The sequence below is a fragment of the Streptomyces sp. NBC_00620 genome, from assembly GCF_026341825.1.
Taxonomy (GTDB): domain Bacteria; phylum Actinomycetota; class Actinomycetes; order Streptomycetales; family Streptomycetaceae; genus Streptomyces.
On sequence record NZ_JAPENY010000001.1, the window covers coordinates 3,688,934 to 3,701,689 of the forward strand.

Below are 12,756 nucleotides of genomic sequence, written 5' to 3' on the forward strand. Positions count from 1 at the left end.
CAGCCCCCAGGAACGGGACGGGAAGGGGCGGAGGGGGCGAGAAAACACCCCTGTCGCTCACTCCGGTGCCGTCACGAAGTCGATCAGTTCCTCCACCCTGCCCAGGAGTTCTGGCTCCAGGTCCTTGTAGGAGTGGACGCGGGACAGGATGTGCTGCCAGGCCGCGCCGGTGTTCTCGGGCCAGCCCAGGGCGCGGCAGACGCCTGTTTTCCAGTCCTGGCCGTGGGGGACCCGGGGCCAGGCGGCGATGCCGACGGAGGACGGTTTCACGGCCTCCCAGATGTCGATGTACGGGTGGCCGACCACCAGGGCGTGGTCGCTGGTGACCGCGTCCGCGATGCGGGACTCCTTCGTGCCGGGGACCAGGTGGTCGACGAGGACGCCGAGGCGGGCGTCCGGACCCGGAGCGAAGTCCGAGACGATCGCGGGCAGGTCGTCGATGCCCTCCAGGTACTCGACGACGACGCCCTCGATGCGCAGGTCGTCGCCCCAGACGCGTTCGACGAGCTCGGCGTCGTGCCGCCCCTCCACGTAGATCCGCCCGGCCCGTGCCACCCGCGCCCGCGCACCCGGCACCGCGACCGACCCGGAGGCGGTGCGGGCGGGACGTACGGGAGCGGCGCCGGAGGGGCGGACCAGGGTCACCACCTTGCCCTCGAGGAGGAAGCCGCGCGGCTCCAGCGGGAACACCCGGTGCTTGCCGAAGCGGTCCTCAAGCGTCACCGTGCCCGCCTCGCAACGGATCACCGCGCCGCAGAAACCGGTGCCGGGCTCCTCGACCACCAGACCGGGGTCCGCCGGGACCTCGGGTACGGGCTTGGGCTTCTTCCACGGCGGAGTCAGGTCCGGCTGGTACTGGCGCATTCGGATGACGATAGGAGAAGCCGGGCCCCCGTGTCGTACGGCCTCCTACGACACGCCGAAACGGGCTGCCAGCGCGTCCCGTTGGGCCCGGACAAACCCCGCATTCACCACCGCCCCGTGACCGGGCACATACAACGCGTCCTCCCCGCCCAGGTCGAGCAGCCGGTCGAGGGCCGCCGGCCAGTGGGACGGGACGGCGTCGGTGCCCGCCTGGGGCTCGCCCGACTCCTCCACCAGGTCGCCGCAGAAGACGACCTCCGGCCATGACGTCGATCCGGGGACCAGGACCACCAGGTCGTGGCCCGTGTGGCCGGGGCCCACGTTCGCGAGCAGGACCTGCGTGCCGCCGCCCAGGTCCAGGGTCCACTCGCCGGACACGAGGTGGCGGGGGCGGACGAGCAGATCGGCGGCCTCGTCCGCCTCCCGCGGGTCGAGACCGTGGCGTACGGCGTCCGCGCCCAGCCCCTCGCGGCCGTGCGCGAGAACCGTGTCCAGGCCCACCGCCCCGAACACCTCCACACCCGAGAAGGCGGCCGCGCCGAAAACATGGTCGAAGTGCGCGTGGGTGAGCGCGAGGTGCGTCACCCGGCGGCCGTCGAGCAGCCCTCGCGCCTCGGAACGCAACCGCGCGCCCTCCCGCAGGCTCGACCCCGCGTCGATCATCAGTGCAGCCCCGTCGCCCACCACGAGTCCGGTCGTGCAGTCCCAGTCCGGAAGACGCCGTCGACCGACCCGTGGCGTCACCCTCTCCCAGCCTGCCTCTTCCCAAGTCACGCTCATGGGCAGACGCTAACGGCGAGGACGTCGTCGGCACGACCGCGCGGGGGCCGCCCTTGCCGGGGGCGTACCTCCCCGCCGTACACTGGGCCGGGGAACGCTGGCACTCGCACGCGCTGAGTGCCAGGGCGAAAGGCCCACCAGGACCACGGGACGACAGCTGGAGGTGTGCGCGATGCTCAGTGAACGCAGGCTCGAAGTGCTGCGCGCCATCGTCCAGGACTATGTGGGGACGGAGGAGCCGGTCGGTTCCAAGGCCCTCACCGAGCGGCACCGGCTCGGGGTTTCTCCGGCTACGGTCCGCAACGACATGGCCGCCCTCGAGGACGAGGGGTACATCGCCCAGCCGCACACCAGCGCCGGGCGCATCCCCACCGACAAGGGCTACCGGCTCTTCGTCGACAAGCTCGCGGGCGTCAAGCCGATGACCGCCCCCGAGCGGCGGGCCATTCAGAACTTCCTCGACGGCGCGGTCGATCTCGACGACGTCGTCGGGCGGACCGTACGACTGCTCGCGCAGCTCACCCGGCAGGTCGCGGTCGTGCAGTACCCGTCCCTCACGCGTTCGACCGTGCGGCACGTCGAGCTGCTGTCGCTGGCTCCGGCCCGCGTCATGCTCGTCCTGATCACGGACACCGGCCGGGTCGAGCAGCGCATGATCGACTGCCCGGTGCCGTTCGGGGAGACGTCGCTGGCGGATCTGCGGGCGCGGCTCAACAGCCGGGTCGCGGGCCGTCGGTTCTCGGACGTTCCGCAACTGGTGCAGGACCTGCCCGACGCCTTCGAGGCGGAGGACCGCGGTACGGTCACGACGGTGCTCTCCACTCTGCTGGAGACGCTCGTCGAGCAGACCGAGGAGCGGCTGATGATCGGCGGCACCGCCAATCTCACCCGTTTCGGACATGACTTCCCTCTCACCATCCGGCCCGTCCTCGAAGCGCTGGAGGAGCAGGTCGTGCTCCTCAAGTTGCTTGGTGAGGCCGGGGATTCGGGCATGACCGTACGGATCGGTCACGAGAACGCCTATGAGGGACTCAACTCCACGTCCGTCGTCTCCGTCGGCTACGGTTCGGGCGACGAAGCAGTAGCGAAACTCGGCGTGGTCGGACCGACCCGCATGGATTACCCCGGCACGATGGGAGCGGTACGAGCGGTGGCACGGTACGTCGGACAGATCCTGGCGGAGTCCTAAGTGGCCACGGACTACTACGCCGTACTCGGCGTGCGCCGCGACGCGTCCCAGGACGAGATCAAGAAGGCGTTCAGAAGGCTCGCGCGCGAGCTGCACCCGGACGTCAATCCCGATCCGAAGACGCAGGAGCGGTTCAAGGAGATCAACGCCGCGTACGAGGTGTTGTCGGACCCGCAGAAGAAGCAGGTCTACGACCTCGGCGGCGACCCGCTGTCCCAGTCGGGCGGCGCGGGCGGCCCCGGTGGCTTCGGCGCCGGTGGCTTCGGCAACTTCTCGGACATCATGGACGCCTTCTTCGGCACGGCGTCGCAGCGTGGCCCCCGGTCGCGTACGCGCCGTGGCCAGGACGCCATGATCCGGCTCGAGATCGAGCTGGACGAGGCGGCTTTCGGCACCACGAAGGACATCCAGGTCGACACGGCCGTGGTGTGCGGCACCTGCAGCGGTGAGGGCGCGGCGCCGGGGACCTCGGCGCAGACCTGTGACATGTGCCGCGGTCGCGGTGAGGTGTCGCAGGTCACGCGGTCCTTCCTCGGCCAGGTCATGACCTCGCGGCCCTGCCCCCAGTGCCAGGGCTTCGGGACCGTCGTCCCGACGCCGTGCCCGGAGTGCGCGGGCGACGGCCGGGTGCGGTCGCGCAGGACGCTGACCGTCAAGATCCCCGCCGGTGTCGACAACGGCACCCGGATCCAGCTCGCGGGCGAGGGCGAGGTCGGCCCCGGCGGCGGCCCCGCCGGCGACCTGTACGTCGAGATCCACGAGCTCCCGCACGCCGTGTTCCAGCGGCGCGGTGACGACCTGCACTGCACGGTCACCATCCCGATGACCGCGGCGGCCCTCGGTACCAAGGTGCCGCTGGAGACGCTCGACGGCATGGAGGAGATCGACATCCGTCCGGGCACGCAGTCCGGGCAGTCGGTCCCGCTGCACGGGCGCGGCATCACGCATCTGCGGGGCGGCGGGCGCGGTGACCTCGTCGTGCACGTCGAGGTGATGACGCCGTCCAAGCTCGACGCCGAGCAGGAGCGCCTGCTGCGTGAGCTGGCCGTGCTGCGCGGCGAGGAGCGGCCCATCGGGCAGTTCCAGCCGGGGCAGCAGGGGCTGTTCTCCCGCCTGAAGGACGCCTTCAACGGTCGCTGAGAGCGCCTTCAGCACTCGCTGAGGTGGGCCTTTCCGCCCCGGGCCGCACAGGCCGGGGCGGGACGTGCGGGTGGCCTATGCCAGGGCGAAGGCTCGATTCGGACTTGTTCGGAGGACGTGACAACATGCCGTCATGTCCTCCGCACTGACCGATCTCTTCCCACACCCGATCGTGCAGGCCCCCATGGCGGGCGGCGTATCCGTCCCGCATCTCGCGGCCGCCGTGTCCGAGGCCGGCGGGCTCGGCTTCCTCGCCGCCGGGTACAAGACCGCCGACGGTATGTACCAGGAGATCAAGCAGCTGCGCGGGATTACCGGACGACCCTTCGGCGTGAACCTCTTCATGCCGCAGCCCGAATACGCGGACAAGGCCGCCGTCGAGGTGTACGCCCACCAGCTCGCGGGTGAGGCCGCCTGGTACGAGACCGAACTCGGCGACCCGGACAGCGGCCGCGACGACGGCTACGACGCCAAACTCGCGGTCCTCCACGACAACCCGGTGCCGGTGGTCTCCTTCCACTTCGGCATCCCCACCCGCGACGTCCTGGACTCCCTCGCCCGCGCCGGCACCCTCACCCTGGTCACCGCGACCACGGCCGAGGAAGCGCTCGCCGTGCAGCGGGCCGGAGCCGCCGCGGTCGTCGTGCAGGGCGTCGAGGCGGGCGGCCACCAGGGCACCCACCGGGACAACCCGGAGACGGACGGCACCGGCATCGGACTGCTCTCGCTGATCGCGCAGGTCCGCGAGACCGTGCAGATCCCGATCGTCGCGGCCGGCGGCATCATGCGGGGCAGCCAGATCGCCGCGGTGCTCGCGGCCGGCGCGAACGCGGCCCAGCTCGGCACGGCGTTCCTCGCCACCCCCGAGTCCGGCGCGCACGCCGTGCACAAGCAGGCACTGACCAACCCCCTTTTCGTACGTACGGAGTTGACACGCGCCTTCTCCGGGCGCCCGGCACGCGGACTCGTCAACCGCTTCCTGCGCGAGCACGGCCCGTACGCGCCCGCCGCGTACCCCCAGGTTCACCACCTCACCTCCCCGCTGCGCAAGGCGGCGGCCAAGGCGGGCGACGCGCAGGGCATGGCGCTGTGGGCGGGCCAGGGACACCGCATGGCACGCGAACTGCCGGCCGGGCAGCTGGTGGAGGTGCTGAGCGCCGAACTCGCCGCTGCGAAGACAGCGTTGTCGGCGGATCCGGAGTCCGGGACGGGTACGGGGGGTGCGGTCCGATGACGGCGCCGGTGTTCGTGGTCGAGCACTTCGACGCGGGCGGCGGAGGACGCTACGTCCTCGACGGGGCCGAGGGGCGGCACGCGGTCTCCGTGAAGCGGTTGCGGGCCGGCGAGGACGTCATCCTCACGGACGGCGCCGGGCGGTGGGCGGACTGCGTGGTGCTCGACACCGAGGGCAAGGACCGGCTCATCGTCCAGATGGACTCGGTGGCCGAGGAGCCGGAGGAGGAGCCCCGCATCACCGTCGTCCAGGCCCTCCCCAAGGGCGACCGCGGCGAGCTGGCCGTCGAGACCATGACGGAGACCGGCGTCGACGCGATCGTCCCCTGGGCGGCCTCCCGCTGCATCACGCAGTGGAAGGACGAGCGGGGACTGAAGGGGCTCGCCAAGTGGCGGGCCACGGCCCGGGAGGCCGGCAAGCAGTCCCGCCGTGTCCGCTTCCCCGAGGTCGCGGACGCGATGACGACCAAGCAGGTTGCCGCACTTCTCGCCAAAGCCGACCTCGCGGCCGTCCTGCACGAGAGCGGCGACGAACCCCTCGCCACGGCCGAACTCCCGGAACAGGGCGAGATCGTGCTCGTGATCGGCCCCGAAGGGGGCGTCTCCCCGGAGGAGTTGGCGCTCTTCACCGAGGCGGGCGCGCGGGCGTACCGCCTGGGGCGCAGCGTGCTGCGCACCTCGACCGCCGGGACCGCGGCGGCCGCGCTGCTGCTCGGCCGCACCGGTCGCTGGTCCTGAACCAGCTGGTCCTGAACCAATGGAGATCCCCTTGGAACTCGCCCAAGTACGCCTGCTCGTCTCCGACTTCCCGGCCTGCTACCGCTTCTACGCGGAAGTCCTCGGCCTCAAGCCCCAGTCGGGCGCGACCGGGGGACCGTACGAGAAGTTCAGCCCGGTCACCGGCTCGGCGGGCATCGCCCTCCAGGACCGCGCGATGATGGCCCAAGTCCTCGGCGAACTGGGCGACATGGCGACGGGACACCGCTCGCTGGTGGTGCTTCGCGTGGACGACCTGGACACGTACTGCGAGCAGATCACGGCCCGTGGCGCGACCATCCTGCACGGCCCCGCACCCATGACCGACCGCATGCGCGTCGCCCACCTCAAGGACCCGGAAGGGAACCTGGTGGAGCTGCAGGAGTGGCAGCTGCTGCTCGCCTGAATCCGCGGTCGGCGCCCAGGTGTTCGAGTGTGACGCGTGAGGATGCGGCAGTGGCCGCATGCGGTCTTCCGCGTCACCCGGGACGGTGGCACGCTGCCAGTCATGGGGGCTTTGAGGCGGATAGGAAGACGGGCCGGACAGCGGCGGACGATGGCGGCGGCCGGTCTCGTGGCGGTCGCCGTGGGCGGCGTCGTCGCGTGCGACCCCGCAGGGCTGAGCTCCGCCTCCGTGGCGTACACGACCGACCAGACCGTGACGAAGGAGCTCGAGCGGCAGAAGGCGGATGTGGCCTGGCTCAGCTGCACGGCGTCGTTCGGCGGCGGCAACAAGGCTTACACGCCCGGGAAGACGCCTTCGCCGACCGAGACCACCGTGGCGGACGTCGACTGCACGGGGGAGACCTCGGACGGGAAGGACATCACCGTCACGGGCAAGGTCACCCGGGCCGTCAACGGCCGGTGCGTACGCGGTGATCTGACCGCCAGGATCGACGGCAAGGAGTGGTTCCACGTGAAGGGTCTCGGCAACTGCGACACCCCCAGCACGCCCGGATACACCCCGCCCGTCAACAACCCACAGCAGCCCGGCCCCACTGTGACCGTGACCGTCACCAAGACCATCTACTGCCAGGGGAACCCCACGTGCTGGCCCCAGGGCAAGTGACGTGCGGGGAGGTAAGTGATCGAAACCCCTGTCCGGGGGCGTGATCGCTGCCTAAGGTGATCGGGTGACAGAGTCCGCACCCTCCGCGTATCTCCGGTTTCCGCATCTGCACGGCGATCTGGTCGCCTTCACCGCCGAGGACGACGTCTGGGTCGCCCCGCTGGACGGGGCGGGCCGCGCATGGCGGGTCAGCGCCGACAACGTTCCGGTGAACCATCCGCGCATCTCCCCGGACGGGACGACCGTCGCCTGGACGTCCACCCGTGACGGCGCCCCCGAGGTGCATGCCGCTTCGCTGGACGGCGGACCGTCCAAACGGCTGACGTACTGGGGGAGTTCGAAGACCCAGGTGCGCGGCTGGACCCCCGACGGGCAGGTGCTCGCGCTCAGTACGCAGGGACAGGCGAGCCTGCGCCGCAGCTGGGCGCGGGCGATCCCGCTCGACGGCGGTCCGGCCACCACCCTCCCGTACGGGCCCGTCGGCGACGTCGCCCACGGCGACGGGGGCGTGCTGCTGCTGTCCGCTCCGATGGGGCGCGAGGCCGCCTGGTGGAAGCGGTACCGGGGCGGTACGGCGGGCAAGCTGTGGATCGACCGGGAGGGCGACGGGGAGTTCGTACGGCTGCATGAAGGGCTGGACGGAAACCTGGAGTACCCCCTGTGGGTGGGGGACCGGGTCGCCTTCCTGTCCGATCACGAAGGCGTCGGGGCGCTGTACTCGTCACTCGCGGACGGCACGGATCTGCGGCGGCACACGGCCATCGACGGCTTCTACGCCCGGCACGCGGCGACCGACGGCACCCGGGTCGTGTACGCGTCCGCCGGTGAACTGTGGCTCCTCGACGACCTGGACGGCGCCGAACCGCGCAGGCTCGACCTGCGGCTCGGCGGACAGCGCGTCGACCTGCAGCCGCATCCCGTGAGCGCCTCCCGCTGGTTCGGGGCCGCCGCGCCCGACCACACCGGACGCGGCAGCGCGATCGCCGTGCGCGGCTCCGTCCACTGGGTCACCCACCGCTCGGGCCCGGCCCGCGCGCTCGCCGCCGAACCCGGCGTACGCGCCCGGCTGCCCCGCACCTTCCGGGCGGAGGGCGAGGAACATGTGGTGTGGGTGACGGACGCCGAGGGCGACGACGCCCTGGAGTTCGCCCCCGCGACCGGGGCCGCGCCCGGAGCGACACCTCGGCGGCTCGCCGCCGGACAGCTCGGGCGGGTCCTCGCCCTCGCGATGTCACCCGACGGCAGCCGCGCCGCCGTCGCCTCGCACGACGGACGCGTCCTGCTCGTCGAGCGCGAGACGGGAGAGGTCCGCGAGGTCGACCGCAGCGAGAACGGCGACGTCAGCGGCCTCGCCTTCTCGCCCGACTCCGCCTGGCTCGCCTGGTCGCACCCCGGCCCGCGCCCGCTGCGCCAGCTCAAGCTCGCCAACACCACCGACCTGTCGGTGACCGAGGCGACCCCGCTCCGCTTCCGGGACTACGCACCCGCGTTCACCCTCGACGGCAAGCACCTCGGGTTCCTCTCGGCCCGGTCCTTCGACCCGGTCTACGACGAGCACGTCTTCGACCTCGCGTTCGTGGGCGGCTCGCGACCGCACCTCATCACGCTCGCCGCGACCACCCCCTCGCCCTTCGGACCGCAGCGCCACGGCCGCCCCTTCGAGGCACCCGACAAGGACGAGACGCCCGACAGCGAGGGCGCCCCCGCGACCCGGATCGACCTCGACGGACTCGCCGACCGGATCGTGCCGTTCCCCGTCGAGGCCGCCCGCTACTCCGGCCTTCGCGCCGCCAAGGACGGACTGCTGTGGCTGCGGCATCCCGTCCGCGGAGTGCTCGGCTCCTCCCGCGCCACCCCCGACGACCCGGACCCCAAGACCGAACTGGAGCGGTACGACCTCGTCCAGCAGCGCATCGAGCATCTCGCCGCCGACGCCGACCACTTCGCCGTCAGCGGCGACGGCAAGCGCGTCCTGCTGTGGACCGACGGCAAGCTCAAGGTCGTACCGAGCGACCGGCGCGCCTCGAACGACGACGAGAGCGACACCAACATCACCGTCGATCTGTCGCGCGTACGGCAGACCGTCGATCCGGCCGCCGAGTGGCGGCAGATGTACGACGAGACCGGCCGCCTCATGCGGGACAACTTCTGGCGGCCCGACCTCGGCGGCACCGACTGGGACGGGGTCCTTCAGCGGTACCGGCCGGTGCTCGAACGGGTCGCCACCCACGACGACCTCGTGGACCTCCTGTGGGAGGTGCAGGGCGAACTCGGCACCTCGCACGCCTACGTCATGCCGCGCGGCGGCGGATGGGGCGGCGGCGACCGTGCGCAGGGGCTGCTCGGGGCCGACATCTCCCGTCACGACGACGGCAGTTGGCGCATCGACCGGATCCTCCCCTCGGAGACCTCCGACCCCGACGCACACGCGCCGCTCGCCGCGCCCGGGGTCGCCGTGCGCGCCGGCGACGCCATCGTCGCGGTCGCGGGGCGGCCGGTGGACCCGGTGGCCGGGCCGGGACCGCTGCTCGTCGGCACGGCGGGCAAGCCGGTCGAGCTGACCGTCTCCCCGTCCGGCGGCGGCGATCCGCGGCACGCCGTCGTGGTGCCCCTCGCGGACGAGGAACCGCTGCGCTACCACGCGTGGGTCGCCGACCGGCGGGCCTACGTCCACGAGCAGTCCGGCGGACGGCTCGGCTATCTGCACGTGCCCGACATGGTCGGCTCCGGGTGGGCGCAGCTCCACCGCGACCTGCGCGTCGAGGTGGCACGCGAGGGACTCGTCGTGGACGTCCGCGAGAACCGCGGCGGCCACACCTCCCAGCTCGTCGTCGAGAAACTCGCCCGGCGGATCGTCGGCTGGGACCTGCCCCGCGGCATGCGCCCGTACAGCTACCCCGAGGACGCGCCGCGCGGGCCCGTCGTCGCCGTCGCCAACGAGTTCTCCGGCTCCGACGGCGACATCGTGAACGCGGCCATCAAGGCGCTGGGCATCGGTCCCGTGGTCGGCACCCGGACCTGGGGCGGCGTGATCGGCATCGACAGCCGCTACCGGCTCGTCGACGGCACCCTCGTCACCCAGCCCAAGTACGCCTTCTGGTTCGAGGGTTACGAGTGGGGCGTGGAGAACCACGGCGTCGATCCGGACGTCGAGGTCGTCCAGGCCCCGCAGGACTACGCCGCGGGGCGCGACACACAGTTGGACGAGGCGATCCGGATCGCGCTGGCTGCGCTTGCCGAGAACCCGGCGAAGGCTGCGCCCGCTTTGCCGCAGCTTTGATCTTTTCTGCGGGTGCGTTGTGGCTTGGAACATCCGCCCCTATCGGGCAGGGCGCCCTTGATCGGTAGGGCCGATACGATGCTGGCGTACTGACCGGACCACGTGAGGAGGCACACGCATGGTGGGAGAGCCGCAGGACGACTGCCTGTTCTGCAAGATCGTCGCGGGGCAGATCCCGGCCGACGTGGTCCAGGAGACCGAGACGACCGTGGCGTTCCGGGACATCAACCCCCAGGCGCCCACCCACATCCTGGTCATCCCCAAGGTGCACCACCCGGACGCGGCAGCACTGGCAGCCGCCGAACCCGGCATCGCCGCGGACATACTGCGCGAGGCCGGCCAGGTCGCGGCCGAGGAGAAGCTCGACAGCTACCGCATCGTGTTCAACACGGGCAGCGGCGCCGGGCAGACCGTCTTCCACGCACACGCCCACCTCCTCGGTGGTCGTGGCATGCAGTGGCCGCCGGGGTAACCGGCCTTGTCCGTACGTGAATTGGTGGTCCTCGGCACCGCCAGCCAGGTCCCCACCCGCCATCGCAACCACAACGGCTACCTGCTGCGCTGGGACGGGGAGGGGCTGCTGTTCGATCCCGGCGAGGGCACGCAGCGGCAGATGCTGCGTGCCGGGGTCGCGGCCCATGATCTGCACCGGATCTGTGTCACCCACTTCCACGGCGACCACTCGCTCGGGCTCGCCGGGGTGATCCAGCGCATCAACCTCGACCGGGTGCCGCACGAGGTGACCGCGCACTATCCGCGCTCCGGGCAGCGGTTCTTCGACCGGCTGCGGTACGCGACTGCCTACCGCGAGACCGTCGCGCTCACCGAAGCGCCGGTCGACGCCGATGGGGTGCTCGCTGTGAGTGCTTCGTACACGCTGGAGGCCCGGCGGCTCTCCCACCCCGTCGAGTCGTACGGCTACCGGCTTGTCGAGCCCGACGGGCGGCGGATGCTGTCCGAGCGGCTCGCCGAGCGGGGGGTCCGGGGACCTGATGTCGGGCGGCTGCAGCGAGAGGGCTCCCTTCCGGGAGTCTCCCTCGACGAGGTGAGCGAAGTCCGGCGCGGGCAGCGGTTCGCGTTCGTCATGGACACTCGGCTGTGCGACGGGGTGTATGCGCTTGCCGAGGGGTGCGACATGCTTGTCATCGAGTCGACGTTTCTTGATCAGGACGAGCAACTTGCTTCGGATCACGGCCATTTGACGGCTGGTCAGGCTGGCCGGGTGGCCAAGGACGCCGGCGTACGGCATCTCGTGCTCACGCACTTCAGTCAGCGGTACTCCGAACCGGATGAGTTCGAGCGGCAGGCTCGGGCCGCCGGGTTCGAGGGGGAGCTGACCGTGGCGCACGATCTGGTTCGGGTGCCGGTTCCCAAGCGGTGGTGACGGTGGTTCGGGTGGTAGTTCGAGTGCCGGTTCCGGAGCTGTGGGGAATCGCCTTTACGATGATTTGATGCCCCTCCCCAAAGCTGAACTGCACCTCCACATCGAAGGCACCCTCGAACCCGAGCTGGCCTTCGCGCTCGCCGCGCGCAACGGCGTGACCCTGCCGTACGCGGACACCGAAGCGCTGCGCAAGGCGTATCTCTTCGACGATCTCCAGTCGTTCCTGAACCTGTACTACGAGCTCATGGCCGTCCTCCGTACCGAGCAGGACTTCGAAGACCTCACGAACGCCTACCTCGCGCGCGCCGCCGCGCAGGGCGTGCGGCACGCCGAGATCTTCTTCGACCCGCAGGCGCACATCGCGCGGGGGGTGGGAATGGGGACCGTCGTCGAGGGGCTCTCCCGCGCGCTCGCGCGCAGTGAGGAGACGCACGGTGTCTCCACCCAGCTGATCATGTGCTTCCTGCGCGACGAGTCCGCCGAGTCGGCCATGGACACCCTGGAGGCCGCGAAGCCGTACCTCGACCGCATCGTCGGCATCGGCCTCGACTCCGCCGAGGTCGGGCACCCGCCGGTCAAGTTCCGCGAGGTGTACGAGGCCGCTGCCGCGCTCGGGCTGCGGCGCGTCGCGCACGCGGGTGAGGAGGGGCCGCCGTCCTACATCACCGAGGCGCTGGACGTCCTCGGCGTCGAGCGCATCGACCACGGGCTGCGCTGCATGGAGGACGACGCGCTGGTCGAGCGGCTCGTGCGTGAGCGGGTGCCGTTGACGCTGTGTCCGCTGTCGAACGTACGCCTGCGGGCCGTGGACATGCTGGAGGACCATCCGCTGGTCGCGATGATGGACGCCGGGCTGCTGTGCACCGTCAACTCCGATGACCCCGCCTACTTCGGGGGATACGTCGGGGACACCTTCCACGCGGTGCGGGAAGCGCTGGGGGTCGATCAGGAACGGTTGCGGGAGCTGGCCCGCAACTCGTTCGAGGCGTCCTTCCTCGAGCACGACGAGGAGCGGCGGGCCCGGTACATCGCCGAGGTGGCGGCGTACGAGTTCGAGTAGA

At 71.3% G+C, this 12,756-nt stretch carries 12 protein-coding genes; 10 read left to right on the top strand and 2 right to left on the bottom strand.

Going from position 1 to position 12,756, the window contains the following annotated elements:
* Window positions 1-57 precede the first annotated feature (57 nt).
* On the bottom strand, window positions 58-864 hold the full coding sequence (locus OG246_RS16995) for a DUF3097 domain-containing protein (protein WP_266462505.1): 807 nt from the start codon (window positions 862-864) through the stop codon (window positions 58-60).
* 45 nt (window positions 865-909) lie between these two features.
* Window positions 910-1,644 carry an MBL fold metallo-hydrolase gene (locus tag OG246_RS17000; protein WP_266462506.1) on the bottom strand — a complete coding sequence of 245 codons (735 nt, stop codon included), beginning with the start codon at window positions 1,642-1,644 and terminating at the stop codon, window positions 910-912.
* Window positions 1,645-1,816: 172 nt separating this feature from the next.
* Between OG246_RS17000 and hrcA the strand changes: the two genes are divergently transcribed.
* The 10 genes from hrcA (at window position 1,817) to OG246_RS17050 (ending at window position 12,755) form a co-directional block, all read left to right on the top strand.
* On the top strand, window positions 1,817-2,833 hold the full coding sequence (hrcA, locus tag OG246_RS17005) for a heat-inducible transcriptional repressor HrcA (protein ID WP_266462508.1): 1,017 nt from the start codon (window positions 1,817-1,819) through the stop codon (window positions 2,831-2,833).
* Entirely contained in the window at window positions 2,834-3,973 is a 1,140-nt protein-coding gene (gene dnaJ, locus OG246_RS17010) for a molecular chaperone DnaJ (protein WP_266462510.1), read from the top strand.
* A gap of 133 nt (window positions 3,974-4,106) precedes the next feature.
* Window positions 4,107-5,207: a nitronate monooxygenase gene (locus OG246_RS17015; RefSeq protein ID WP_266462511.1), complete on the top strand. Its 1,101-nt coding sequence runs from the start codon at window positions 4,107-4,109 to the stop codon at window positions 5,205-5,207.
* Window positions 5,204-5,944, top strand: coding sequence for a 16S rRNA (uracil(1498)-N(3))-methyltransferase (locus tag OG246_RS17020; protein ID WP_266462513.1), 741 nt, complete (start codon window positions 5,204-5,206; stop codon window positions 5,942-5,944). Before OG246_RS17015 ends, OG246_RS17020 begins: the two co-directional genes overlap by 4 nt.
* 31 nt (window positions 5,945-5,975) lie before the next feature.
* Window positions 5,976-6,368, top strand: a complete 393-nt coding sequence (locus tag OG246_RS17025) for a VOC family protein (RefSeq protein WP_266462516.1) — start codon at window positions 5,976-5,978, stop codon at window positions 6,366-6,368.
* A gap of 102 nt (window positions 6,369-6,470) precedes the next feature.
* Complete coding sequence (locus OG246_RS17030; RefSeq protein ID WP_266462519.1) at window positions 6,471-7,031, top strand: hypothetical protein; 561 nt, start codon at window positions 6,471-6,473, stop codon at window positions 7,029-7,031.
* A gap of 64 nt (window positions 7,032-7,095) precedes the next feature.
* Window positions 7,096-10,311, top strand: a complete 3,216-nt coding sequence (locus OG246_RS17035; protein ID WP_266462522.1) for a S41 family peptidase — start codon at window positions 7,096-7,098, stop codon at window positions 10,309-10,311.
* Between the two features lie 118 nt (window positions 10,312-10,429).
* The gene (locus OG246_RS17040; protein ID WP_266462525.1) at window positions 10,430-10,783 is read left to right on the top strand and encodes a histidine triad nucleotide-binding protein; all 354 of its coding nucleotides are present in this window, start codon (window positions 10,430-10,432) and stop codon (window positions 10,781-10,783) included.
* 6 nt (window positions 10,784-10,789) lie between these two features.
* The gene (locus tag OG246_RS17045; RefSeq protein WP_266462528.1) at window positions 10,790-11,695 is read left to right on the top strand and encodes a ribonuclease Z; all 906 of its coding nucleotides are present in this window, start codon (window positions 10,790-10,792) and stop codon (window positions 11,693-11,695) included.
* A gap of 67 nt (window positions 11,696-11,762) precedes the next feature.
* Complete coding sequence (locus OG246_RS17050) at window positions 11,763-12,755, top strand: adenosine deaminase (RefSeq protein ID WP_266462531.1); 993 nt, start codon at window positions 11,763-11,765, stop codon at window positions 12,753-12,755.
* The last annotated feature ends 1 nt before the right edge of the window (window position 12,756 follow it).

Bases quoted from the DNA above. Each gene is read 5' to 3' on its own strand.
- hrcA (WP_266462508.1), top strand. From the start codon at position 1,817: ATGCTCAGTGAACGCAGGCTCGAAGTGCTGCGCGCCATCGTCCAGGAC.
- OG246_RS16995 (WP_266462505.1), bottom strand. From the start codon at position 864: ATGCGCCAGTACCAGCCGGACCTGACTCCGCCGTGGAAGAAGCCCAAG.
- OG246_RS17030 (WP_266462519.1), top strand. From the start codon at position 6,471: ATGGGGGCTTTGAGGCGGATAGGAAGACGGGCCGGACAGCGGCGGACG.
- OG246_RS17000 (WP_266462506.1), bottom strand. From the start codon at position 1,644: ATGAGCGTGACTTGGGAAGAGGCAGGCTGGGAGAGGGTGACGCCACGG.
- OG246_RS17040 (WP_266462525.1), top strand. From the start codon at position 10,430: ATGGTGGGAGAGCCGCAGGACGACTGCCTGTTCTGCAAGATCGTCGCG.
- OG246_RS17050 (WP_266462531.1), top strand. From the start codon at position 11,763: ATGCCCCTCCCCAAAGCTGAACTGCACCTCCACATCGAAGGCACCCTC.
- OG246_RS17015 (WP_266462511.1), top strand. From the start codon at position 4,107: ATGTCCTCCGCACTGACCGATCTCTTCCCACACCCGATCGTGCAGGCC.
- OG246_RS17020 (WP_266462513.1), top strand. From the start codon at position 5,204: ATGACGGCGCCGGTGTTCGTGGTCGAGCACTTCGACGCGGGCGGCGGA.